19 protein-coding genes and 1 tRNA gene are annotated in these 23,471 nt (G+C 42.3%); 7 read left to right on the top strand and 13 right to left on the bottom strand.

Translation table 11 applies throughout. The features are described 5' to 3' along the window. Positions 1-9 precede the first annotated feature (9 nt). The gene (locus tag C5O00_RS05840; protein ID WP_105215770.1) at positions 10-1,230 is read left to right on the top strand and encodes an outer membrane beta-barrel protein; all 1,221 of its coding nucleotides are present in this window, start codon (positions 10-12) and stop codon (positions 1,228-1,230) included. A gap of 51 nt (positions 1,231-1,281) precedes the next feature. Further along, positions 1,282-2,802, top strand: coding sequence for a M61 family metallopeptidase (locus C5O00_RS05845; RefSeq protein WP_105215772.1), 1,521 nt, complete (start codon positions 1,282-1,284; stop codon positions 2,800-2,802). A gap of 64 nt (positions 2,803-2,866) precedes the next feature. On the opposite strand, the gene C5O00_RS05850 is transcribed toward C5O00_RS05845, so the two are convergent. The 8 genes from C5O00_RS05850 to C5O00_RS05885 form a co-directional block, all read right to left on the bottom strand. Then, positions 2,867-4,270 (bottom strand): vanadium-dependent haloperoxidase, encoded by a 1,404-nt coding sequence (locus C5O00_RS05850; protein ID WP_105215774.1) that lies wholly within the window; start codon positions 4,268-4,270, stop codon positions 2,867-2,869. Between the two features lie 118 nt (positions 4,271-4,388). Further along, positions 4,389-5,351: a YHYH protein gene (locus C5O00_RS05855; protein ID WP_244593033.1), complete on the bottom strand. Its 963-nt coding sequence runs from the start codon at positions 5,349-5,351 to the stop codon at positions 4,389-4,391. 332 nt (positions 5,352-5,683) lie between these two features. Next, positions 5,684-6,505 (bottom strand): SDR family oxidoreductase, encoded by an 822-nt coding sequence (locus C5O00_RS05860; protein ID WP_105215776.1) that lies wholly within the window; start codon positions 6,503-6,505, stop codon positions 5,684-5,686. A 32-nt stretch (positions 6,506-6,537) separates the two neighbouring features. Further along, complete coding sequence (locus C5O00_RS05865) at positions 6,538-7,509, bottom strand: 3-oxoacyl-ACP synthase III family protein (RefSeq protein ID WP_105215778.1); 972 nt, start codon at positions 7,507-7,509, stop codon at positions 6,538-6,540. Positions 7,510-7,845: 336 nt separating this feature from the next. Further along, positions 7,846-9,657: a sodium:solute symporter family protein gene (locus tag C5O00_RS05870; protein ID WP_105215780.1), complete on the bottom strand. Its 1,812-nt coding sequence runs from the start codon at positions 9,655-9,657 to the stop codon at positions 7,846-7,848. 11 nt (positions 9,658-9,668) lie between these two features. Next, positions 9,669-10,535: a sugar phosphate nucleotidyltransferase gene (locus tag C5O00_RS05875; protein ID WP_105215782.1), complete on the bottom strand. Its 867-nt coding sequence runs from the start codon at positions 10,533-10,535 to the stop codon at positions 9,669-9,671. Then, positions 10,528-11,610 carry a mevalonate kinase family protein gene (locus C5O00_RS05880; protein ID WP_105215784.1) on the bottom strand — a complete coding sequence of 361 codons (1,083 nt, stop codon included), beginning with the start codon at positions 11,608-11,610 and terminating at the stop codon, positions 10,528-10,530. The genes C5O00_RS05875 and C5O00_RS05880 overlap by 8 nt, the downstream gene beginning before the upstream one ends. Continuing rightward, the gene (locus C5O00_RS05885) at positions 11,610-12,965 is read right to left on the bottom strand and encodes a Gfo/Idh/MocA family protein (RefSeq protein ID WP_105215786.1); all 1,356 of its coding nucleotides are present in this window, start codon (positions 12,963-12,965) and stop codon (positions 11,610-11,612) included. Before C5O00_RS05885 ends, C5O00_RS05880 begins: the two co-directional genes overlap by 1 nt. A gap of 184 nt (positions 12,966-13,149) precedes the next feature. On the opposite strand from C5O00_RS05885, the gene C5O00_RS05890 reads away from it, so the two are divergent. Further along, the gene (locus C5O00_RS05890) at positions 13,150-13,908 is read left to right on the top strand and encodes a DUF6503 family protein (protein WP_105215788.1); all 759 of its coding nucleotides are present in this window, start codon (positions 13,150-13,152) and stop codon (positions 13,906-13,908) included. Between the two features lie 54 nt (positions 13,909-13,962). After that, positions 13,963-14,034 (top strand) — tRNA-Arg (locus tag C5O00_RS05895). A 465-nt stretch (positions 14,035-14,499) separates the two neighbouring features. Here the strand turns inward: C5O00_RS05895 and C5O00_RS05900 are convergent. Beyond that, positions 14,500-15,462, bottom strand: a complete 963-nt coding sequence (locus C5O00_RS05900) for an L-threonine 3-dehydrogenase, SDR-type (protein WP_105215790.1) — start codon at positions 15,460-15,462, stop codon at positions 14,500-14,502. Positions 15,463-15,566: 104 nt separating this feature from the next. On the opposite strand from C5O00_RS05900, the gene C5O00_RS05905 reads away from it, so the two are divergent. Both C5O00_RS05905 and C5O00_RS05910 read left to right on the top strand, forming a co-directional pair. Continuing rightward, entirely contained in the window at positions 15,567-16,157 is a 591-nt protein-coding gene (locus C5O00_RS05905) for a hypothetical protein (RefSeq protein WP_105215792.1), read from the top strand. Between the two features lie 79 nt (positions 16,158-16,236). Further along, positions 16,237-18,306, top strand: coding sequence for a M13 family metallopeptidase (locus C5O00_RS05910; RefSeq protein WP_105215794.1), 2,070 nt, complete (start codon positions 16,237-16,239; stop codon positions 18,304-18,306). 30 nt (positions 18,307-18,336) lie between these two features. Here the strand turns inward: C5O00_RS05910 and C5O00_RS05915 are convergent, their stop codons facing one another. Then, a complete protein-coding gene (locus C5O00_RS05915) occupies positions 18,337-19,143 on the bottom strand; it encodes a Rossmann-fold NAD(P)-binding domain-containing protein (RefSeq protein ID WP_105215796.1) in 807 nt (268 codons plus the stop codon). Continuing rightward, on the bottom strand, positions 19,140-21,554 hold the full coding sequence (locus tag C5O00_RS05920; protein WP_105215798.1) for a M20/M25/M40 family metallo-hydrolase: 2,415 nt from the start codon (positions 21,552-21,554) through the stop codon (positions 19,140-19,142). Before C5O00_RS05920 ends, C5O00_RS05915 begins: the two co-directional genes overlap by 4 nt. Positions 21,555-21,659: 105 nt before the next feature. Here C5O00_RS05920 and C5O00_RS05925 point away from each other — a divergent pair, with 105 nt between their 5' ends. Then, positions 21,660-22,121, top strand: coding sequence for a CBS domain-containing protein (locus C5O00_RS05925; RefSeq protein WP_105215800.1), 462 nt, complete (start codon positions 21,660-21,662; stop codon positions 22,119-22,121). A 12-nt stretch (positions 22,122-22,133) separates the two neighbouring features. Here C5O00_RS05925 and C5O00_RS05930 read toward each other — a convergent pair whose 3' ends face one another. Together C5O00_RS05930 and C5O00_RS05935 are read right to left on the bottom strand one after the other, a co-directional pair. Next, the gene (locus C5O00_RS05930) at positions 22,134-22,484 is read right to left on the bottom strand and encodes a DNA gyrase inhibitor YacG (RefSeq protein ID WP_105215801.1); all 351 of its coding nucleotides are present in this window, start codon (positions 22,482-22,484) and stop codon (positions 22,134-22,136) included. Between the two features lie 10 nt (positions 22,485-22,494). Continuing rightward, positions 22,495-23,418, bottom strand: coding sequence for a DUF6268 family outer membrane beta-barrel protein (locus tag C5O00_RS05935; RefSeq protein WP_158676788.1), 924 nt, complete (start codon positions 23,416-23,418; stop codon positions 22,495-22,497). Positions 23,419-23,471 lie beyond the last annotated feature (53 nt).

Below are 23,471 nucleotides of genomic sequence, written 5' to 3' on the forward strand. Positions count from 1 at the left end.
TAAAAGATTATGAGAACATTATTACTTGAGATAATATTTTTTATAGTGCTATTGCTACTCCAGGCCACAGCTACTATCGCACAACCAAGGGGCCCTTTTGAACCTTTTGTTGTAGATGATGTCACGAAAAGCGAATTCTGCCTTTCAGGGTCTGTAGATACATATTTTCATCAGGCTATTGGCACCGTTGAAACAGCACCCCGCACTTCGTTTGCCAATTTACCAGGATTCAGTTTAGGGATGATTAACCTGGTATTTTCCTACTCTGGTAAGAAGAGTGGCATAGTAGCAGGTCTGGTATTTGGACCGCGAGGGACAGATGCAATAATCAATTCGTCTCTTTACGTTAATCCTCGTGGAAATGGCAGTGCCCATATCATTGGTCAAATGTTCGCCTATTATCAATTTTCTGAAAACATTAGAATTAACATAGGGCAATTCAACACATTTTTAGGATATGAAACTATCTCTCCTACACCCAATTTTCATTACTCAACTTCTTATCTGTTTTCTAACGGCCCCTTTCATCATACAGGGTTACGGGCTGATATCAATATTGGAAACGGTTGGACAGGAAAGCTCGCTGTGATGAATTCTACAGATTTTACAGAATTTAATCCATTCGACACTTTTAGCGTTGGTGGGCAACTGAGCTATTCTAATAACACCTATAATTTCAATGTAAGTGCCATAACTGGGGATCAGGATGGAAATTTAAAACCATCAGAGGGACTAAACAGTACTTCGGCAGGAAATAATCTTCAAATTGACTTAACCGGCAGGGTGGCACTATTCAGGAATTATAATGTGGGCATAAATGCTTCCTATCGCCGAATAGGAGTAGGTGAATTGGTCACAGAAATTGGGATAAAAGACGCTACCGGTGACAGCTATGGTTTTTTTGGTCTTGCCCTTTATCAGGATTATACTTTCAGCGATGAGGTTGCCATTGGACTTCGTGCGGAAGCGTTTAGTGAATTTGGTGGCGGAATAGGAGCTATTGGAAGCTACGACAATTTAGGAGCTAGTACTATCACAGAAATTACACTCTCAGGAAATATAATAGGTGAAAATTTAAGATTTATTCCTGAAATTCGTATAGACATAGGTTCGGAGAATACCTTTACGGAGAAGACAAATAACGATGCAACCAACTTTATACCAAGTTTTAACCTGGCAGTTGTCTATACACTGCCTGTTTTAAAGTATAATTTTCCTTCGCACAATTGAAATGGCATGTAAGCTTTAATGAAACTGTGAGATTGACCTAAAAATACAATTATGAAAGTATTGAATATTTTAAGAATTCTTATACTAATTGCGATTTTGCAAATAGTGCTCACCGGGTTTATGCACGGAGACGATAAGTTCAGTGATGTAGATAATATTTCCTACGTAATCTCACTAAGTACGGAAAACTCAAAAGTTGCAAAGATAAAGGTTTCCTTCATCCCTCAAGATAGCATCCTGCACATGGCAGATGGCGCGAATCATCTAACGAACAGATGGGCTAGTTTTGTTCATAATTTGAAGGTCACTACTTCACGTGGAAAAACCATAGAAGTGGATGCACTTCCAGATGCCAGATGGAGAATGCGATCATTACCAACCGAGACAATAATAGTTAGTTATGAAGTTCATCTGGACCACGAAGCCCATTCCTGGAGTGGTGGTATCGATGGTGTCGCCTATGCAACTGAGTTGGGAGTGTTTTATACGGGAAGGACATTACTAATATTAAATGGACAGAATCGGAGCTCGATCAATGTGGATTTTAAATTGCCAATGAATTGGAGCGTTACCACGCCGTGGGATAAAATTAATCAAAATACCTATGCCTATAAAGTAAACAGTATTTTCGATTTAGTTAATGCCACAATCTTCGCAGGAACTCACAAAGAGGCTACCATCAGAAGATCGGATTTTGAACTTGTTTTCGCTTTTGGCACTAAAGATATTATTTCTCGAGAAATGGAATTTGAAAACCTCGCCGAAGGAGTGATGGATTATTATATTTCATTAATGGGCGGCATACCGAAATCGAGCCCAACCGATTCATTAAATAAAGTGATGGTTGTAATTTCGTCTTCCAGCAGTACAGATGGAGAAGCCATTGGTAACAATATTAGCATTTTGATTGAAAAGGATGGCGATAAGTTTTCTGAAACGATATGGAGATTTATTTTTGCGCACGAGTTCTTTCATCTTTGGAATGGTAAATCGTTTAGCCCTAAAGCGGAAGATACCGAGTGGTTTAAAGAAGGATTCACCAATTACTATACTTTAAAAGCATTACATCATACTGGATTTTTAAATGATACTTCATATATAAACTTGCTAAGTAGTTTCTTCTATGAGAGATATATTAGTGATCCTGGCGTTGGCGAACTATCCATGACAGATGGTGCCTTAAAACATGATCATTGGGGACTAATCTATAGTGGAGGCATGTTCGTTGCCATCGCCCAAGATATATTAATTCGATTGGCAACAAATAACAACAGTAACATCGATGACTTGCTTCGAAGTTTATTTTTTAAATATAATGGAGATACTAATGGATATTCATTAGAAGACCTTTTTAGTGAGATGTCCGGATTGAACGAAGTAGATCAAATAGAATTTTATAACACCTATATTATTGGACATGAAATTATTCCTATAGATAAATATTTATCCATGGTTGGGTTCGATTCGAAAGTTGAAAATGGAACATTATTCATCTCAAAAAAAGATAATGTATCTCCCGAACAACAGGCAATAATAAAGGGTATTCTAGGGCAAATAATTAGTGAGAAATAAACTAATTTTAACCTTTAAAGAGTACAGCAATAACTTCAGACCTGAAAAAAACTTGTCCAAGACCTTAATTATTAAGATTGAAGTTATTTACTGCTACGCCCACTTCATTCCCCAATCGTAATCCTTCGTTACTGTCTGCCTGCACATGGACCCCTAACGGGATTCTTGAATACGCATTTTCTTCGGCCATTTCAGAAAAAGAACTGAAACTCCTAGGTGTTCCGTTAAATTGCGTTCTGCCCTCGTGGGTCCTGTCTGTAAAGCTTATGCTATTCCCGCCAAAATTCTGTGTAAAAACGGCTGCCGCTGCCGAAGCAAAAGTAGCATGACCGGAAGGATAACTTGGAAAAGCCGGATTAGGCGATGAGATAAACCTGGCCAAATTCGTCACAAAATCCGAATTTATATACTTTACTATATACGCACTAGGCCGCTGTGTGTTGTATGTATATTTATCGTCCCAGGCAGAGACTGCAGCGTCATTCAATGCAAATCCTAATCTTAATAGAAGTTCGAGCGCCTGTTCATATCCCAGATCTGCTTCTTCTATAAGTTGATTGGCAATGGAAAATTGTCTTCCCGGCGGACTTAGCTGTAGCCCCTCCACATCATCAGACCAAAATTCGGCTATCCAAAGGTCTTCATTGTTCTCCGTACGTGCTGTAGTGGTTAGGGTATTTACCTCATCCATCGTAGTATAATAATCGCTTGATACATTTTCACTGTAGGCGTAAGGCGGCGGCGTACTGGAAGTTTCAGCAGGTGAGATCACAAAAGTCCTCACCTCATTCCAATATGGGAACCATGCACTCTCACCAGCGGCTGCCACCCATAATCCATCTCCAACCGGAGCCACGTACGAATCGGGATTTGGGTTTAGCTGTTGGGCTTCTCCTTCGTTGTCGGTTTGACTGTATGCGATAACCCTCTGTGCCACATAAGTACCCCATTCAATCGAGTTTTCGATTTCAGATTGGGACAGGCCATCGCTTAGTTCATCTGCCCTTTCATTTTGTAAAACTGCAATATTCGATTTTATGTTAGAGGAAACACTGAACATGAAATGATCGATCACCTGAGCATAGCAGGTATTCAATGCCAATGCCAGATCTACGTTATCCTCCCTCTGATTCAGGTTAATATTAAAGCCCTGAAGTCTGTTGCGGTTAGAGCTATAACCCTGCATATCGGCGACTGCAGTTTCATATCCTGCCAGGTGAATATAGGCCAGCGATCTTGCCGTCGTGTTTGGCCTCATCCCGTCGGTATATCGGTCGATATCAAGCCACAACGCATTCCACTGTGTAATGATTTCGGTGATTCGATTGGATACGATAGGAGTGTTATCGTTAGATACTCCGGTAGTTTCGTCTTCTAATTCTAATGATGTGTCATCCGTTGTACAGGATTGAAAAATGGAAACTACCACGAGTGCCATAATCAAAATTCTAATTTCTTGTTTTTTCATAGCAATGATTTTTTAAATGTGAAACATATCATTGGTAGTATGAATTGTGAAGTGGATAGGTTCACAAGGTGTTGCCGTCATCTTTACATGCCGACAATTATTTAGAGAATTCGGGAATTTATCCGCGCTGCTGCCTGATATTCCTATTGCCGCCAGATGGACCCTGACCAGGTGGCGGGCCATGCCTTTCTTCCTCAAACTCTCCCATTAAACAGCGGCCCACATAAGGATAAGTGTCTGTTACTATATAGGCATAGGTGCCATCGATCTCGATACCGTTGCACGCATCCAGATCGCCCAGTCCCTCTACGTATTCCCAGTCTGAAACAAAAGTTCCGTCGGGATCACTTTCTTCAATTGCAACATCCAATTGATACCCCGGCCTGTTATACGAACATTCTTCGCCTTCCCTTTCTTCGTCGTAGAGTCTGTAGCTGGGAGAATACGCACCACCTTTAGAATAGTAAATGGCAAAACCATCTTTGGCAAATCCTATGTGGACAAGGTCGCTCCCTGTATCAAATTGTTCTATCATTGAAGTTGGACTGCCGTGATAATGATAGGCACCTGTAGGTTGCACGTGAGCATTATTAAAATCGAGCCCCATATCAATTAGCTCCTGTTTGGCCTCAACACGATATCGTTCTCCGCTTTCGCAAACCACAACTTCTGCCGTCTCTGGTTCGAACTTGATCCCGTTTAACGCTACGCCTGGTTCGCGCACCCATTTCGCAACTCCCGTAAATTTCGGATTTAGTGGAAGAGCATAGGAAATGTTTTGTGCTTTTATAGTGTTTGGGTTGCCTTCGTTTGGAAATGTCCCTGTTTGATGATTGGGTAATGCATTGGTTACTATAATACGCTTTCCGTCTTTCACTGTGACCACGGTCCTGGTTCCATATTGCTCGTCCTCCAGAGTGTAAGAACCAAAATAATCGATAGGATTATTCTCGGAGCTACCTTCGTTATGTGTATGCGTACTATCACCATGTGTGTGAGACATAGATGCAGGTAGATTATTACAGCCGGTTAGAGTGGCTCCGCTTATTACCAAAAACAGAATTTTCTTGTGAATTTTCATAAATTTCAATATTAAAAAGTGAAATAAAAACCCCGCAATTTCTCACGAGGTTTTAAACCAAACACGCATCATCAATCTAAAACCTTTTAATTTCTATTCGTATCTATGACTAGTTAAGGAGGATAAGGTTGAAAGATGAAATGGCGTTTTCTGTGAAACAACTTAAATTTACGGTGAATGCCGTATCTCATTCAGGGAAAGTCTATTATTTTATTCTGAAATGCTACAGGCTCAATTGATAGATTAGCAAAACTTTGAAGAAATCTAAAGGTATTGCCGGAACCAATTTGTGGAGAAAAATCTAAAATCTCTTGTTCAAAATTCGGTTATTTCTAACCTGTAATATGATAACCTCCGTCTACATGACGGATCTCCCCGGTAATTCTACTTTTTGGCCGCATCAGGTGAACGATCTCATTCGCCAGGTCCTGAGGGGCAGCATTGCCTAAGGGGCTCATCCTGTTCGAAATTTCAATATCCTCTTCGTTTAGGGTAGCGTTCCCGGCCTTACTCCCCATAAAGGGTGAGAACCGAACAGCATTTACCCGAATTCCATGACTCCTGCCCAATTCATCGGCCAGTTCTATGGTAATGCGTTCGAGGGCCGCTTTGGCAATACTTATATTTCTATAGGGATGGAAGGTCACTTTTGCCGCAGCGATATAACTTAATGAACATATAGAGGCGTCGTTCTGAAGTACCCCATATTTAAGTAAATAGCGTGTAAGCCTGATAAGAGAATAGGCTGAAACATCCATAGTATCGCAAAATTCTTCCTTGGTTACTTCTAGAAGCGGTTTCACTTTTTTATTCCTAATGGTCTTGTCCATCGCAATGGCGTGTAATAAACCGTTAAGTTTAACACCCTCTTCTTTCAACTGTCGCGATAAGGAATCAAGATTCTCTTCCAGTGTGATATCCAGCACCTCCACCCTTGAATTCCCCAGGGAACGGTGTACGGCTTCCTTAAAATCTTCAAAATTCTTATTTAGAAAGGCTTTCGCTTTTTCAGACAGATCCTTGTGGAAAGGACTCACTCCTAGGCCGGTACAGATCACACTCCCACCCTGTTTTATAATTTCTTTTGCTGCATAGGTTGCCAGGGATTGTTCGTCGGCGATTCCGGTAATTAAAAATGTCTTTTCTTTTAACATAGGCTGAACTTATAATAATTTTATTTTGAAGATTACCACTTATAGAGTGCAGAACCCCAGGTCCATCCGGCTCCAACAGCCGCGAACAATACCAGGTCACCCCTCCTAAATTCGTCGTTTCTGGATACCTCATCCAAAATGATCGGAATGGTACCCCCCGAGGTATTGGCGTATTTATCCATGTTGGTCTTCACTTTCTGAAATGGCATCTCCACTCTCCTGGCAACTTCCTGTAGGATCTTAATACTAGGTTGATGCGGTAACATACATTTTATCTGATCGATGGTAACCCGATTGCGCTCCAGCAATTTCTTAATGCATTTTGGAACCACTTCGATCGCAGTTTTATACACTTCGGGGCCATTCATCTGAAAGAAATGTTGCCCGGTTTTAATACTATTCTCGCTGGCTGGTTGTTCAGATCCCCCGGCCGGAATTGTGAAATGATCCTTTCCTGTACCGTCCGTGTATAGAAGGAAGTCCATAAATCCCTTATCCTCATTAGTTCGGGATAATACCATTGCTCCGGCTCCATCTCCAAAGAATACCGCGTCCCTTCGGGTCCAATCTGTGATATTAGAAAAGGTGTCTGCACCAATCACCAGTACGTTTTCGTACATACCTGAAGTTATAAACTGAACCCCGGTTGAGGTCGCAAATAACGCCCCCGAACATACGGCGGAAAGATCGAACGCAACTGCTTTCTTAGCTTGTAACTTTTCCTGTACGAAACAGGCGCAGGATGGAGCTTGTCTGTCTGCGGTTGCAGTGGCCACAATTATAAGATCGATATCCATGGGTGTTAACCCTGCATTTTCGATGGCACGCATTCCGGCCTTTGCTGCCAAATCGCTGGTGACCTCCCCTTTGGCAATGCGTCTTTCTTTAATTCCTAAATTTTTATAGATCCATTCGTCTGATGATCCAACAGATTCGAAGAAATCATTTTTTACGACATTATTGGGAACATAGGAACCTGTTCCTCTGATAAAAGCTCGTATCATATTTGAAAATTTAGGGGATAAAAATCCGCTTTTTAATCGATTTCGACCATACAATTGTAATTTAATTGCCTGCTGTTGAGATATCCTGAAAATAAAGATGTGATAATTGTCAATACCATATTTTTCTATCTAGTTTTATGGCTTTAAATACAGGATTGACAATTCGGAAGTATTAAAAATTGCCGATTTTAACCAAAAAATGCGAGGTTTTTACCCAATAATCGTAGAAAAACGTCAATTTATTGCAATTCAGCACATATTTAAGAACCTATAAAATAGTTTGGACTTACAATTCAGAAGAAACAATCAAAGCACCGCCAAATTTCTAATTTTAAGTTATAGAACCTTGCCTTTAATCCGTTTCCATACTTTAATAAGTAATAGCCCGGAAATTATACTTACCGCCATTAAGCTGAACGCTTTTGAATATTCTCCATAAATAAAATAACCAGTGGTAAACATCGCGCTGTAAATAAATGCAATGCCGAGTAACATGGCCAATATTCCGGAAGGCACACTCCATGCCTCACTGGATTGTACAATGGTTTTGTTTTCTGATCTGGCTTCTGAAACGACCTTTCTCCATCCGGGGCCTCCGGGTTGAGTTTTACGATAGAAACGGTAGAGAACGGATTTAGATTCAGGTTTGGTTAGGAAAGTAACGGTGAGCCAGATCGCCATAGAACTAAATACTACGAAGGGAAATCTTAAATACCCGGGCATAATACCTGCTTCTCCAAACATATAGTCGCCAAGTGGTGTAAAAGCGATTAAAATGGAGATTAAACCGGAGGCAACCATCGCACTTATCTCGGTCCATGCATTGATCCGCCACCAAAACCAGCGAAGGATAAAAATAAGCCCTGTTCCCGCACCAAACATTAAAATTATATCGAAAAGTTGGAGGGCATTGGTAAGCAATAAAGCAATGGAAGCACTAATTACCATCAAAACTATGGTGGTGATCCTTCCTACTCTTACAAGTTCCTTTTCCGATGCCGTTGGCTTCACCTGTTGGGCGTAAAAATCGTTCACCACATAAGAGGCTCCCCAATTAAGGTGGGTGCTTATGGTACTCATATACGCTGCCGATAAGGAGGCCAGGACAAGGCCTAGAAGTCCGCTGGGAAGCATAGTAAGCATAGCCGAATACGCCAGGTCATGGCCTAACTTGTCTTCAGAAACATTAGGGAAGGCCTCCTGTATACTCGCAAGATCCGGAAACACAATAAGCGATGCCAGAGCAACGACGATCCATGGCCACGGACGTAAGGCGTAGTGCATAATATTGTAAAAGAAGGTAGCTCCTATAGCGTGATTTTCATTTTTTGCCGCTAGCATTCGTTGCGCCACATATCCACCTCCACCGGGCTCCGAACCGGGATACCAGGAGCTCCACCATTGAACGGCTAATGGAATGATCAATAAAGCCACCAGCATTTCGGTGTCTCCAAAATCTGGGAGAATATTGAGTTTATCACTTACATTTTCATGCTGGATAAGGGCATCTAGTCCTCCAATCTCGGGAAGGCCAACAATATAATACGCCGCTCCAAAAGCACCCGCCATGGCTACGAAGAACAGGATAAAATCTGTATACACTACCCCTTTAAAACCTCCAATAGCACTAAAGATAGCGGTTACCAAACCAGCGATCACAACAGTGGTTAACGGGTCTAGCCCTAACATGACCTCGCCAATTTTTATGGCTGCCAATGTAACACCTGCCATTGCTAGAACATTAAAGAGTATGCCTAGATAGATGGCACGAAAGCCGCGCAGAAAACGGGCTGGTTTACCACCGTAACGCAATTCGTAAAATTCGATGTCTGTTTTAACTTCCGATTTACGCCAAAGCTTTGCATAGACAAACACAGTAAGCAGACCCGTCACGAGGAATGCCCACCACACCCAGTTACCGGACACCCCATTGGTTCGAACAATATCTGTAACCAGATTTGGTGTATCTGTAGAAAAGGTAGTGGCAACCATCGAAAGTCCTAATAGCCACCAGGGCATGTTTCGCCCGGACAGGAAATATTGAGAACTGCTCTTGCCGGAGGTTTTACCAACGTAAATACCTATAAACAAGATCAACACGAAAAGGGCGATGATAATTACAAAATCTAAGGTGGATAATTCGATCATAGGATTTTAGTCTAGGTTGTCCAGTTCAATTTAGAAAAGTGGGTAGAAAGATAATCATTCAAAATTGCAATATCATCTTTTCCGGTTAGATCGGGAACATGTTCGCACAGAGGGATGGCCCTCATGGAACAGGGATGATCTTGAATCATTGAAAGTATAGCTACGGGGAGTTCTTTCTCGTTCCGCTCCGGAGATACCTTACAGTTTTTCAGGTATGGATAGATCATGGTGCCGTTCAATTTCCAGAGATTCATACTTACACGCCATGTACTATTTGGAGATCTTGACGACTTCAATTCCATCCTCTTCGGTTTTTCCACTATATCTAGTAAAAATCCTTCCGAATCTGTTTTGGTGATGGCAAATTGCGCAATCCTTTCAGCAGGGAATTGCAATGCATCGCGATCGTAGTTTATAAAAGCATTTTCAGAAGTTATTTCTGAAAGAAGCCTGAAGGCCTTTTCACTATAGAGGTTATCTCCATTGCAAACCACAAAAGATTCCTGAAGCAAATCTGGTATTTGATCAATCGCCTGCTGAAGGGCATCGGCTGTACCAAAAGGTTTCACCCTGTTTGACGCAATATGCTGAATTGCAAACGAGATCTTCAGTCCGTGAAAATCGTTATTAAGTTTCTTCTCCCCATAATACGACCTGAATTTAGAATTCTCTTTCCCGGTCACGATCACAACCCTATTAAAACCGGCTTTTTTAGCATTGTATAAGATGTAATCCAGCATAGGTCGGTTATTGAGGCGGATCAGGGATTTACTAACCGTATTGGCTTCTTTCAATTCGGTTTCAGAAAGTGATCCACGGGATGCCTGCTTCATTCTGGATGAAGCGCCCGCAGCTAATATGATCAACGTTCTAGTCATTTATAATACAGGCGCCTTTAGACACATTAACACCATAGGCTTTTATCGCACCCGCCTTTTTAATAGCTTCAATAATTTCCTGTTCATTTCGATCATTTGCCAAAGCCACTATACTTCCTCCACCTCCGGACCCAACAATTTTTACACCGTAGGCGCCGGCTTCTAATGCAGCATCTACCATTTTATCAATAACAGGTACAGTGGTGTGAAGAATATCTTTTAATATCCCATGATGCGAATTCATTAAAGTTCCGATCTTTATTAGATCGGGTTGCTGTCGTTGGAATTCGGCATAAGCTTCTCTAGTGATCGAATAATTCTTTATTGCTGCATGGAAATATGGCCTTAGGATTTCCGGAAGGAGTTCCTTATATCTTTCATAAGATTCTATCCCCGATTTCCCGATTTCGAATTCGGGATTACGCTCTTCGATAATCGATATGGCCTTTTGTGCATTGAATTTCAGATCCTCTAATAAACCCAATGTATTTTTCGGGATCCCCGATTCGCCAATTATAAGACTGCCCAGTTCTGCCTGTAGTTTCAGAAAAGATTCATTGCCGGCAGTTTCAAGGTATATGATCTCACCAAGTGCACTTGTAAATTGGTCCATTTTACCTCCCGGAGATTTTTGTTCCAATACTTCGGCTTCGTAGGCTACCTGCCCCAGGAATGTGGGTGTTATATCGTGATCACAACCAAAAGTGGCGAACAACCATTGCATCCATGCTACCACCATGGCCGACGAACTGGAGAGCCCGGCGTTTATAGGGACATCTCCACGAATAATGATATCGAAACCGGAACGAGGATCGCAGCCGTATCGTTTGGCCACTTCCAAAGCCGCCTTGAGGTGTTCTCCTTTTTTTACACTATGATGCTGATGTTCACACTCAATAATGAGAGTTTCGCCCAGATCGGGCATATTGATCTTAAAGTGGGTTTTATTATTAGGCACTCCTTCCACCCAAATATAACGATCTATCGCGCAGGCGATCACGGGTAATCCCAGATAATCCTGATGATCTCCAAAGAGACAAATACGTCCGGGCGCTTTAGATACGATCGCAGCCATTAATAATCGTCTTTCATCCAATTGTACGGTTTACGGTTAACCCATAATCCTCGTGTAAAATCCGGGAAATCCTGAGGTTCTCCATTGTTGGCAATAGAAGCTTCAGACAGGGGGGTTATTGCACTCCACGTAGCAGCATCGTAGGCGTCCAGTGGAGGAGCGACATTTCTTTTTGCGCTTTCAACAAAAGCATTCAGAACAAAGAAATCCATCCCACCATGCCCTGAACCGGTGGCGTATTCCCCAAATTTCTTCCATAAAGGGTGGTCGTACTGGTCCAGCCATTCCTGGGCATCATCCCAGCGATGGGGTTTGCTTTTACCTTCAATATAGATGCGGTTGCCGTCTACTTCCCATAATCCTTCACTTCCCTGAACCCGGAAACCCAGAGAGTAAGGGCGAGGCGAATTACAATCATGCGTAACAATGATTGTCTCACCCCTGGCAGTATTGATAGTTGAGGTTATTATATCACCCTGTTGCCAGTTTAACCCGGCATTGGGGTGGTCCGGACCAGCATTATCCACTATGTACTTATTAAGGCCAATGGCCTTTGTTGCGTGAGAGGTCATAGAAATAAAACGATTGCCCCTGTTAATATCACACATGGTCGCTATTGGGCCCACACCATGGGTTGGATAAACATCGCCATTGCGCAGTAATGAATGCTGTGTACGCCATTTAGATTCTGAAATTCCTTTCTCGCCAAATTCCACACCTTTTCCATAGGGAGTTATACCATCATTTAATTTTACGAACCTTAGATCATGCTGATAGCCACACCTGAAATGCAAGAGCTCTCCAAATACATTATTGCGCACCATATTGAGAACTGCCATGATATCGCGACGATAGTTCACATTTTCAAGTATCATGAGATGCGAACCGGTTGCTTCGTGTGTGTTCACGAGGTCCCAGCATTCTTCCATCGTATTGGCAGCAGAGACTTCTACACCGGTGTATTTACCAGCTTTCATCGCATCTTTGGCCATACGGGTATGCCATAGCCAGGGAGTGGAGATGATCACAGCATCTACGCTTTTTTCTTCAAGTAGATTTCTATAATCGTATTCATCCTTTCCAAATATTTTAGGAGTAGGCTGACCGGCTTTGCTAATGTGATCTTTGGCGATCGTAATTCTGGCCGGATCGATGTCGCAAATGCTGGTTACTGCTACATCTTTTCGCTGTAGCAGGTTTGTTAAATGATTGGTGCCTCTAAGCCCAACACCAATAAGCCCGACGTTTAGTTTGTTAGAAGGGGCATTTACTGCACTATAGGTAAGTCCTGGTGCCAGTGTTAAACCGGCACCAATTAAAGTTGTTTTCTTTACAAAATCTCTCCGGGAACTCATTTGAAAAACTGATTTATAATTTCTTAAAATTAGGTATTTTAAGACAGAGATCGATATTTCAATTTCGATAATTTAGTTACCGTACTTTTTTAATAGAACGTACATTTATAGAAGTTATCAGTAAAGATTTATCTTTATTCCCGACAACTACTTTCCTATTAAAAGCTGCTTATAAAATTATTTAATGAAAGATTTTTATTCAAATGTGAACTACCTTCTTATTTTGCTTATTGGTGTCTTCTTAGCTGTAACTGGCTGTAAAGACCAACAGCAACCGAACCCGGAAACTCTTGTTAATAAAAGCATAGTGGCACATGGGATGGATAAGATCTACGGAAAACAGATCCGGTTTAAATTTCGGGACAGGGAATACAGATTATATCGGGATAGTACCACGTATGTTTATACCCGAATTACAGACGATAGCATAGAGGACGTACTCCATAATGTGGAAGGATTTAGCCGGTTTGTGAATGGAAAGCCAATTCAGCTGGCCGATTCCATGGCTGTGAAGTACAGCTCTTCGGTGAATTCGGTGTTGTATTTTTTTCAGTTGCCTTTGGTGCTGAACGACTCTGCAGTGAAGAAGGAATATTTAGGAACTCGTATCATTAATGATTCTGAATACCATACAATAAAGATCACCTTTGCCCAGGAGGGAGGGGGAGAAGATTTTGAGGATGAGTTCAGGTATTGGATCCATACCGGGACGTTGGAGATCGATTACCTTGCCTATTCATACCTCACCGATGGTGGGGGAATCCGATTCAGGGAAGCCTTCAACAAACGAAGGTTGGCTGATATATTGCTCCAGGATTATCGCAATTATAAACCTCCATCCTTGGAAATCTCCCTGGATAGTTTGCCAGCAATGTTCGAAAAAGATAAGCTAGAATTACTTTCCATAATCGAAAACACGGATGTTGACTTCATTAACAACTAGGGCTTTTTCATTTCTGAAATAAATAAAATAGTAATTTTACATTCTTGTTTTTTTGGCCCCGTAGTTCAAGGGATAGAATAGAAGTTTCCTAAACTTTAGATCCAGGTTCGAGTCCTGGCGGGGCTACAACGATCCATTCCCGCGTAAGCGGGATTTTCTTTTTCTGATAAATCTGAGCTTGCTCAGTAATTTATATGGAAAAAGAAAAAATCCACGAAGTGGAATGGATCGTTGGGTAAGAAAACATCTGCGGCAGGTCCAACGAGCGAATGCGAGTTAATCCTGGCGCAAGTTTTTCTGAGGAGGGCTATTGTAGTTTGTATGGATCGTTGGGTAAGAAAACATCTGCGGCAGGTCCAACGAGCGAATGCGAGTTAATTCTGGCGCAAGTTTTTCTGAGGAGGGCTATTGTAGTTTGTATGGATCGTTGGGTAATAAAACATCTGCGGCAGGTCCAAGGAGCGAATGCGAGTTAATCCTGGCGCAAGTTTTTCTGAGGAGGGGTATTGTAGTTTGTATGGATCGTTGGGTAAGAAAACATCCGCGGCAGGTCCAACCAGCGAATGAAAAATGAGCTTTGCAGCGAAAAAATTATTCAGAAGTGTTTAAAATACTGCCCTGTAAATTCGAAAGCATTACATCGGTCATTTCCTTTAGGTCGTAGGTATGTGCCCAGCCCCAATCTTCACGTGCTGGCGAATCGTCTATTGTATTTGGCCATGAATCTGCAATAGCCTGCCTGAAGTCGGGTTCGTACACGATCTCGAATTCGGGAATATGTTTCCTAATGCTATCCGCCAGTTCTTCGGGAGCGAAGCTAATGGCTGCCAGATTATAACTACTTCTAAGTTTGATCTCATGTGGTTTAGCCTCCATGATCCCGATGGTAGCATTGATGGCATCATCAATAAACATCATCGGCAGGGTGGTTCCTTTGTCGAGAAACGAAATATATTTCTTGTGCTTTATAGCCTTGTGATAGATCTCCACAGCATAGTCTGTGGTTCCACCTCCCGGTAGGGTCTTGTAACTAATTAATCCGGGATAACGGATGCTGCGTACATCCACACCAAATTTCTTATGGTAATATTCGCACCAGCGTTCACCGGTGAGTTTACTTATACCGTACACAGTTGTTGGCTCGGCAATGGTGTGTTGGGGGGTGTTAATTTTCGGGGTAGTAGGTCCAAAGACAGCAATGCTCGAGGGCCAGAACACCTTTTCGATCTTTCCTTCCTTGGCAAGATTTAGTACGTTGAAAAGAGAGTTCATATTGAGGTTCCAAGCCTTCATAGGAAATTTTTCTGCGGTTGCAGAAAGCATAGCCGCCATCAGGTAGACCTCAGATATCTCGTAATTGATCACTATATCTTCCAGAGCCTCATAATCCATAGCATCGAGCACTTCGAAAGGCCCACCTTCCATTAATTCTGCATCCCCTTCCCTTATATCGCTTGCAATTACTTTATGTGGGGCGTATATTCGACGGAGCCTTTCTGTAAGTTCGGTACCAATCTGGCCACAGGCACCAATGATGAGGATTCGTTTCTTCATTTTTAGGATTGAATTTACAGGGTAAATATATGGATAATAGCTGCTAGATCTTTTAAAAGTATATTAATGTTTTTTGAGGCAAGAAGATTTATATTTGCTGAATAATGAAGAATTTCCTCCTTATCATTTCGATGGTAACATTATCGTTGTGCGTATCCTGCGGGTCTTCCGAAGAAAATTCTATTGAGGATGATCTTGTTGTTCAGGATGTGAACAATCAATATGGGGACACTACAGTTGCCTTTCCGAAATTATCACCCGAGGCCGAAGCTGAAATTTCTAATTGGTCTGTTTTCGATGATTTCCAAAATGAAATGAATTCCTTAAATGGGTCTACCATTTCCGAGATCAGGAACAAGACAGAGAGGTTGAAGTTGTTTACCGATTCCCTTAGCAAGAAGATTCCCGAAACCCTGGCAACCCAGCCTATCACTTCTAGACTCCTCGTTGTGAGATCACGAGTGTATTTGCTCGATCAGGAAGCGAAAAAGTCGAGAGTAGATTCATTATCCATAGAAGAGCATCTAAAAGAACTAACCTCTGCAAGCATTAACTTTTATCGCCAGATAGATGAGAAGTTTCATAAGGCCAGGATCGATCAGGAGCGTGAAGACGACGAAAAGAAAGAGCTGGAAAAACAAAAACGATTTTTGGATTCTGTATACCAGGCGGAACTTCGCGATCAGCAAAATTAAGACTGTAACAAATTTTAAAATTCGATACTTATACACCAGGCGTGTACGCCTGAAACAATTAAAAACATAATCTAAAACAATGAAAACCAACTATTTTAAACCCCTGCTCGCCGCTATTTGCATCGCCTTTGTAATGTCGGCTTGTGCAGATAAGGACGGCAAGATGGTCGTTGAAGATGACGGACCTCATGGTCTTATCCTGGCCAATATGGATACCACGGTAAGCCCTAAAAATGATTTTTACAATTACGTAAACGGAACCTGGATGAAGAACACGGAGATCCCGGACGACCAGGTACGTTGGGGAGGATTCATGGTACTTAGAAAAAGTACCGATATGGATGTGCTTGAGATCATTGACGAAGCTAAGGAGAGCAACAAGTACGCACCGGATACAGATCAAGCCAAAGCGATCATGATCTTCGAATCTGAACTGGATACGGTTGCGCGAAACGAAGCCGGGATCGAACCATTACGTCCAATACTGGAAAAGATCGATGCGATCACCAATGTGGAAGAATTTCAGAAATTGATCACCAAGAATGCTGTCACAGTCTCACAACCTTTTATGGGTTTTGCGGCATTTTCGAATCCCAGCAACAGTGCGATGAATTCGGGATATGTGCTTCCCGGTGGCCTGGGTCTTCCCGATCGTGATTACTACACCAATACAGATGAAGCCTCTAAAACCATCCGTAAACAATATAAAGAGCACATTACCCGTATGCTTCAATTCCTGGGAGATACTGAAGAAGAGGCAAAAGCACAAGCAGAAACTATTTTGGCTTTCGAAACCAGATTGGCTATTCCAAGGCTGGATAAGGTAGCACGCCGTGATTTCAGAAATTTCAATAATCCGAGATCCATGGAACAACTTCAAAATATGGTTCCCCAGATAAAATGGAAAGAGGCCTTACAAGACCTGGGTGTAACTAAACAGGTAGATACTGTTTTAGTGATGCAACCAGCTTATATGGGTGTATTAAAGAAGGTCCTTGCGGAAGGTGATGTTGATACCTGGAAAACCGTGATGCGATGGTCTACGCTTAATAATTCTGCAGGAATGCTTACTACCGAGATTGAAAAGGCTAATTGGGATTTTTATTCCAAAACTTTGAGAGGAGCAAAAAAACAAAGACCGGCAGACGAAAGAGCTTTAAGTACTGTAAACAATACGGTTGGGGAAGCACTTGGTAAACTTTATGTGGATGCAAAATTTCCGCCTGAAGCCAAGGAGAAAGCCGAACTAATGATCGACAATATTATCGCTGCTTATAAAGATAGGATCCAGGCTCTGGACTGGATGAGTGATAGTACAAAAATCAAAGCAATTCAGAAACTTGACAAGTTTACCGTAAAGATCGGCTATCCCGACAAATGGAAAGATTATTCTTCCATGAACGTGAAACCCGAAAATGGTTATTTCGAGAATATGGTGGCTGTAGGTGAATGGGAATTAAAGGACAATCTGGACCGAGTGAACGAACCTGTAGACCGTACCGAATGGGGAATGTCTCCACAGACAGTGAATGCTTACTTCCAGCCATTTAATAATGAGATCGTTTTTCCAGCGGCCATATTACAACCTCCCTTCTACGATTATAAAGCCGATGAGGCTGTGAATTACGGTGGTATTGGCGCGGTGATCGGCCATGAGATCTCGCATGCGTTCGACGACAGCGGTTCCAGATTTGATGGCGATGGTAACCTGGTAAACTGGTGGACAGAAAACGACCTGAAAGAATTTACGGAAAGAGGTAACAAATTGGCAGAGCAGTACGATAATATCGAGGTTCTGGACAGTGTTTTCATCAACGGGAAATTTACCCTTGGTGAGAATATCGGGGACCTTGGTGGGATCCTGGGGGCCTATGACGGGCTTCAGCGATTCTATAAGGAAAACGGAAGGCCTGGTAAGATCGATGGATTTACACCGGAGCAACGTTTCTTTATGAGCTGGGCAACCGTTTGGAGAACTAAACAAACCGAGAAATACTCCCGTGAGCAGGTAAAAACAGATCCGCACTCGCCGGGAAGATACAGAGCAACACAACCCCTTATGAATGTGGATGCATTCTACGAGGCCTTCGATATACAGGAAGGTGACGGGATGTGGTTGGCCCCGGAAGACAGGGTAAGAATTTGGTAACATATAAAAGGAGCTTTCGGGCTCCTTTTTTTATAGGTTGTGTTTGAAAGTATACTTAAGAACTTCTGAAATATTGACAGAATCCACTTGCTTGAACATCTCTTCCGAATTTCCTGCTGAATATTGCGGCGGAACCATATCCAGTTGGGAGGCAACTTTCACATAGTATTCTCTTTTACTGGGATGGGAGGGTAACACGGCATTGAAAATATGTCCGAAAGCCTGTTGTTTAATGATCTCTGTTAGAATCCCAATGCAATCTGAACGGTGAATGAGATTTACTGGCGCGTCGCCATTGCTAAGATCGGTTCGGCCTGCCAGATAACGAACGGGTTGCCTGCTTCCCCCAAAGAGTCCCCCAAATCTCACAATGGTGGTTTTTATTTTTTCTGAAGTAAAGAAAAGCTGCTCCACCTGTAGCAGTTGTTTTCCGGCCTGTGTTTCCGGCCTGGGGATCTCCCGTTCGGTTACTTTTCCCTGCTTATCACCATACACCGAAGTGCTGCTTACAAGGATCACATTTTCTACCGAAGATCTTTCAACTTCCGAAAGCAAATAGGACATCTTTAATACATGATCTGCCCCCGAATGTCGCCGAAGCCCGGGCGGGATCATAATAACCAGATAGTCTGCATCTTCCAGCAGTAATTCCACAGGGCCACTCACGCCGCCTTCGGTCACTACGATAGTGATGGCTTGAAAACCACTCTTCCGGAGTGCCTCTGCCTTTTCTTCACTTGTCACCGAGCCTTTAACTTTATATCCCAGGGTTTTCAGATGTCGGGCCAACGAAAGTCCTAACCAGCCCATACCAGCTATGGCTACTTTTTTACTCATTCGTTACCAATTAGTTCTTCTACTGTATAGCCAAGGGTATCTTGTTTTTGCTTTCGAAGTTCATCAAGGGTAAATGATCGCTTAACTACGATAGCATCGGTATTGATAAAAGGTTTTGGCATCATATGGCGAGGCCTCTGGTTTATTGTAAACTGAGGATGTGACAACAGGTCGTACGAATATTCCAGAACGGTAAATTCAAGATTGTCTTTACCGGGACTTGTAAGGGAAATATTTAGAGAATCACCTTTTCCCAGATAATAACGCAGTAGTCTTTTATTTGCGATATTGGCATGAGCGTTGCCTTTCTCGTCCATCGGGCCTTCATTTCCGTTAAAGCTTAATTTGGAATAGGTATTAGTTGTATCGGAATAAATGAACAGCTCGGTAACCTCTCGTTTGGGTACAATTGTAAAGGAGATCTCCCGTCCGTCTGTGGTTAGAGAGTCTTTGTCAAGCCTCACTTCGAAAGGTGCTATATCTTTTAGTGGTGCCTCGGCGGCATAGCGGAAGGAAGTGTTATACTTACTGCCGGCAGCAGATTCGATATGTTTTGAAGCGGGTTCCGGATCTTCTCCTAAATATCCCCTGGTCCAATCGTCCAGAATCTTGTCGTAAGTAACCCAGTAGGCTGCTCCTTTATCGGAATTGTGATAATAAACCAGGCTGTTTGGTTTCTGGCGTTCTTCTGTAAAATCGCTGCGATTGTGCGCCTGTATAAAATACCCGATACCAACCAGCAGGCAAATAATTGCAATAAGACGTTTAGAACTGTAATACCCGAAAACTGTGTATACCAGACCGAACAATAAAACCGTAAACACACTACTAATAAATACGTGATCAGAGCCCAGACCTACCGGAAAGAACTGTACTAATGGTGCAAATAAGAATATAGCTGGTGCCGCGAGAAGGGCAAGTAAAAGGAGGTTTGGTTTTTCCTGGCGGATCACAACCCAGAGGGAAATAAGTGCGAAGAATACAGGAATTATAAAGTATCCTGCTCCTTTTAAGAACACAGATACCACCACATTGAGTAGTATCCATATAAAAATAGGAGCCACTAACATCCCGGCGACTTTTTGGCCTTTCCCAAATCTTCTGAAGATCCAGAAACTTATCGAGATCGAGATCAACACAAAAAAGGCGATGTAGCTATGGCCGTTGTATTTAAAACCGTGCTGGATCTCGTTGTATTCGGGATATAGATAAACAATTAGCTCCCAGCCGAAATAACCAACCAGTCCACACACAACAAGTGAAAGGAAAGTGGCAGCAAATCCTCTGGCGATCGATTTGCCATTCATTTCTCCTTGTTTAATTCCGAAGAACAAAAGAAGTAGAAATAACAGAATCGCAACAATAAGCATGGGTAAGATCCAGCTAAAGGGATAATGGATCATTTTAAATAGCGGAAAATTTACATAAACATGATCCTCGCTGGCTTTCAGGTTTTCCAGGTCGGCATCGGCAAAATAATGAAGAAGTGGCAGCAAATAACTCCCCTGATGTTGTAAAGTTTCCAAATCCAGATTCTCCACGGTATCATTGGCGGTATGGTAATCGAAATGATCGTCGATAAAGGCAAAAAAGAAACTGTCTATGTCACCGTCTTCACGAAAGACAGTGGAATCTGTATCGTTTGGCAGCATTTTATAGATACTGTACATTAGGGAGGAGGCAACCGGATATTCCGGATTTGCCTCTACAAAGGCCTTAACCAGGTTCTCGTTTCCCCCGTTGGTTTCGAGTATCATATTACTAGGGCCACCACTACCTCTGGCTTCAAAATTTAGTACAAGGGCAGCATCTTTTGCCCAGGGGTGCTCATTCACGAAAAGCGATGCGCCATCCAGCCCGATCTCTTCCGCATCGGTGAACAGTATAATAATATCATTAACGGGTGTTTTTCCACTCGCCTGGTAAGCTCGCAGGCTTTCCAAAATCGTCACTACCCCGCTACCGGCATCACTTGCTCCCGGAGAAGGAACCTTTGCACTATCGTAATGCGATAATAATACAAGTGCTTTCCCATCGCCGCTCCCCTTGATGCGAGCCATGATATTTGCAGGTTGATCCATATGGTATCCTGCCGGGATCGAATGGACCGAATCTCCTTCCTTTACAGTGCTCCAGTACGGTGAAAGCACATAACCTTTCTGCGTTTCAACCTCCAGACCCATTTTTTGCATTTCGGCCACCAGAAATTCCCTTACGCGGGTATGTTCCTCGTTAGCGTGATAATGTGGAGCTTTACTAATTTCTTTTAAGATAGTGAGTGCGCGAGCAGTTGAGAATTCGGTTTCAGGGGTGTCTTCGGAAGTCCCACCGGAGGGCATTAAACTTGAAAAACTAAAGTAAATCAACCCTAATATAAGAAGGAAAGAGGCCAGGGCCGTTAGCTGTTTCATTGGCTTGATTTTATTGTCTTAAAGGTACAATTTTAATGTAAGAATTTATTACGAACCTAATTCACTGGAATTTAGTATATTTAAGAGAAACAAACGCCTAACATCATGAGTATTAAAAGTTATATTGGGAAGCGCGCCAAACCCACAAAGGGCTCTTCCGAGAACATCAAGGTCTCAGATTACATGACCACCAACCTAATTACCTTCCGGCCCAATCAATCGGTTCTGGAAGTAATGAACACTCTTATCAAGAAGAGAATTTCCGGGGGTCCCGTTGTAAATGATAAGAATGAACTGGTTGGTATTATATCTGAAGGGGACTGTATGAAACAGATCAGTAATAGCCGATATTACAATCAACCACTACAGGATTTCAAAGTGGAACAGCACATGGCTACCAATGTGGATACGATCGATGGAAACATGAACGTTTTCGATGCCGCTGATAAATTCCTCACCTCCAAACACCGTAGGTTTCCCATTGTTGAGAATGGTAAACTCGTGGGGCAGATCAGTCAGAAGGACGTGTTGAAAGCAGCACTTCAATTGAAGGGTAGGAGCTGGTAATAAACCTCTTTATCAGGAATCTCTTTTCACAAGTAAATACCAATCGTTGTCTAACGGTAAATATCCCTGGTCGTACACATAGTTGTACACCGAACCCGTTTTGGTAATGTACTGGCTGGTAAAATAATCGAAACTAAATCCATGTCTTAGGAGGGTTTCTTTATTAACCTTTGTCTTGTCTTTGGAGTTCAGTTGCTCGAGAATTCGGTAATTCTTCCTCAGGCGGTTATTGATATTTCGCAGCAGGTTCTTGCTGTCTTTGTTTAAGGCGTTGTTGTACGAATTTCTACAGGCATCGCTACAAAACTTCTTATCGGCTCTGCCAATGATCTTGTCTCCACATTCCGGACATAATCGTTCCATACTGTCATTTTTATTCTGAAGGGGAGTTAGATTCGTCGTTTTCCTGTTTCAGGTGAAAACGATAGATTGCTTCAAATTTAAGAAATAATCCGCCGCTAACGTTAGGATTTAGTTGGGTGCGGTCGTCGCCAAAACTAAAGGCCGAAAGTCCGAAATCGATTTCCTGCCCTTGCGGGTATACTTCATAATCATTACTGGAATAACCAAATTTAGCTCTTAAGAGGACACTTTTATTCAGGGCGTTGAATTGAATATAACTCGCGAATTCCAGCGAGCTCAGGTCTACATAAACCTCAGGGCTATTGTCCTCCGTGATATTGAAACTTCTACCAATTCCGAAGTAATCCATACCTATGGTCGTCGCACCCAGGCAGTAATTGAGATCGGCAGAAATAGGCAGGCTCATGTCCATTTCGAAGCGGCCGTTCGCACTTAGATAATACCAGCCAATAATTGGGGTGGAAAATATACCAAATGCTTCGGTAGAAGCATAGGCCCCGAACCTGTAGATCAACCGATCCGATCTCTTCAGTTTCAGAAGGGCAAATCCGCCCAGGTAGAAATCGTCTCCCGAAATATTTTTATAATCTGAAGCTACCTTTGGTAAAAGGACAACGGTAGTGCTCCATTTTTCGTTAAAGGTGGTGGCCAGGCCTAATTTCAGGGTGGTGCTTAACAAACTTGTAAAATCTGCATCCGGGAAAAGTTGCAGGTTGTTTCGGCTGAAGGCTCCGCCAGTAATAAGAACATTCTTCTCGCTTAAAGGAACAGGGAATGTTAGGTCCGCTTCGAAGGATCTTACCTGCGTACTACTGCCCGAATTCTCAAAATTGTTATTGAATGTTTGTCCGTATCCAATTCGCAACAGGTCCACATAATTTTGTGAGACACAAAACGCTGGTAGAAATACGAATAGGAGAAGTAATTTTTTCAATAGTATTGCGGTTGATTGAGATAAAGATATAACTTTTTGAAATTGGGAGTACA

The organism is Pukyongia salina, from assembly GCF_002966125.1.
GTDB classification, from domain to species: Bacteria; Bacteroidota; Bacteroidia; order Flavobacteriales; family Flavobacteriaceae; genus Pukyongia; species Pukyongia salina.

Coding starts and splice junctions, on each gene's coding strand:
- C5O00_RS05840 (WP_105215770.1), top strand. CDS start 10: ATGAGAACATTATTACTTGAGATAATATTTTTTATAGTGCTATTGCTA.
- C5O00_RS05845 (WP_105215772.1), top strand. CDS start 1,282: ATGAAAGTATTGAATATTTTAAGAATTCTTATACTAATTGCGATTTTG.
- C5O00_RS05850 (WP_105215774.1), bottom strand. CDS start 4,270: ATGAAAAAACAAGAAATTAGAATTTTGATTATGGCACTCGTGGTAGTT.
- C5O00_RS05855 (WP_244593033.1), bottom strand. CDS start 5,351: ATGAAAATTCACAAGAAAATTCTGTTTTTGGTAATAAGCGGAGCCACT.
- C5O00_RS05860 (WP_105215776.1), bottom strand. CDS start 6,505: ATGTTAAAAGAAAAGACATTTTTAATTACCGGAATCGCCGACGAACAA.
- C5O00_RS05865 (WP_105215778.1), bottom strand. CDS start 7,509: ATGATACGAGCTTTTATCAGAGGAACAGGTTCCTATGTTCCCAATAAT.
- C5O00_RS05870 (WP_105215780.1), bottom strand. CDS start 9,657: ATGATCGAATTATCCACCTTAGATTTTGTAATTATCATCGCCCTTTTC.
- C5O00_RS05875 (WP_105215782.1), bottom strand. CDS start 10,535: ATGACTAGAACGTTGATCATATTAGCTGCGGGCGCTTCATCCAGAATG.
- C5O00_RS05880 (WP_105215784.1), bottom strand. CDS start 11,610: ATGGCTGCGATCGTATCTAAAGCGCCCGGACGTATTTGTCTCTTTGGA.
- C5O00_RS05885 (WP_105215786.1), bottom strand. CDS start 12,965: ATGAGTTCCCGGAGAGATTTTGTAAAGAAAACAACTTTAATTGGTGCC.
- C5O00_RS05890 (WP_105215788.1), top strand. CDS start 13,150: ATGAAAGATTTTTATTCAAATGTGAACTACCTTCTTATTTTGCTTATT.
- C5O00_RS05900 (WP_105215790.1), bottom strand. CDS start 15,462: ATGAAGAAACGAATCCTCATCATTGGTGCCTGTGGCCAGATTGGTACC.
- C5O00_RS05905 (WP_105215792.1), top strand. CDS start 15,567: ATGAAGAATTTCCTCCTTATCATTTCGATGGTAACATTATCGTTGTGC.
- C5O00_RS05910 (WP_105215794.1), top strand. CDS start 16,237: ATGAAAACCAACTATTTTAAACCCCTGCTCGCCGCTATTTGCATCGCC.
- C5O00_RS05915 (WP_105215796.1), bottom strand. CDS start 19,143: ATGAGTAAAAAAGTAGCCATAGCTGGTATGGGCTGGTTAGGACTTTCG.
- C5O00_RS05920 (WP_105215798.1), bottom strand. CDS start 21,554: ATGAAACAGCTAACGGCCCTGGCCTCTTTCCTTCTTATATTAGGGTTG.
- C5O00_RS05925 (WP_105215800.1), top strand. CDS start 21,660: ATGAGTATTAAAAGTTATATTGGGAAGCGCGCCAAACCCACAAAGGGC.
- C5O00_RS05930 (WP_105215801.1), bottom strand. CDS start 22,484: ATGGAACGATTATGTCCGGAATGTGGAGACAAGATCATTGGCAGAGCC.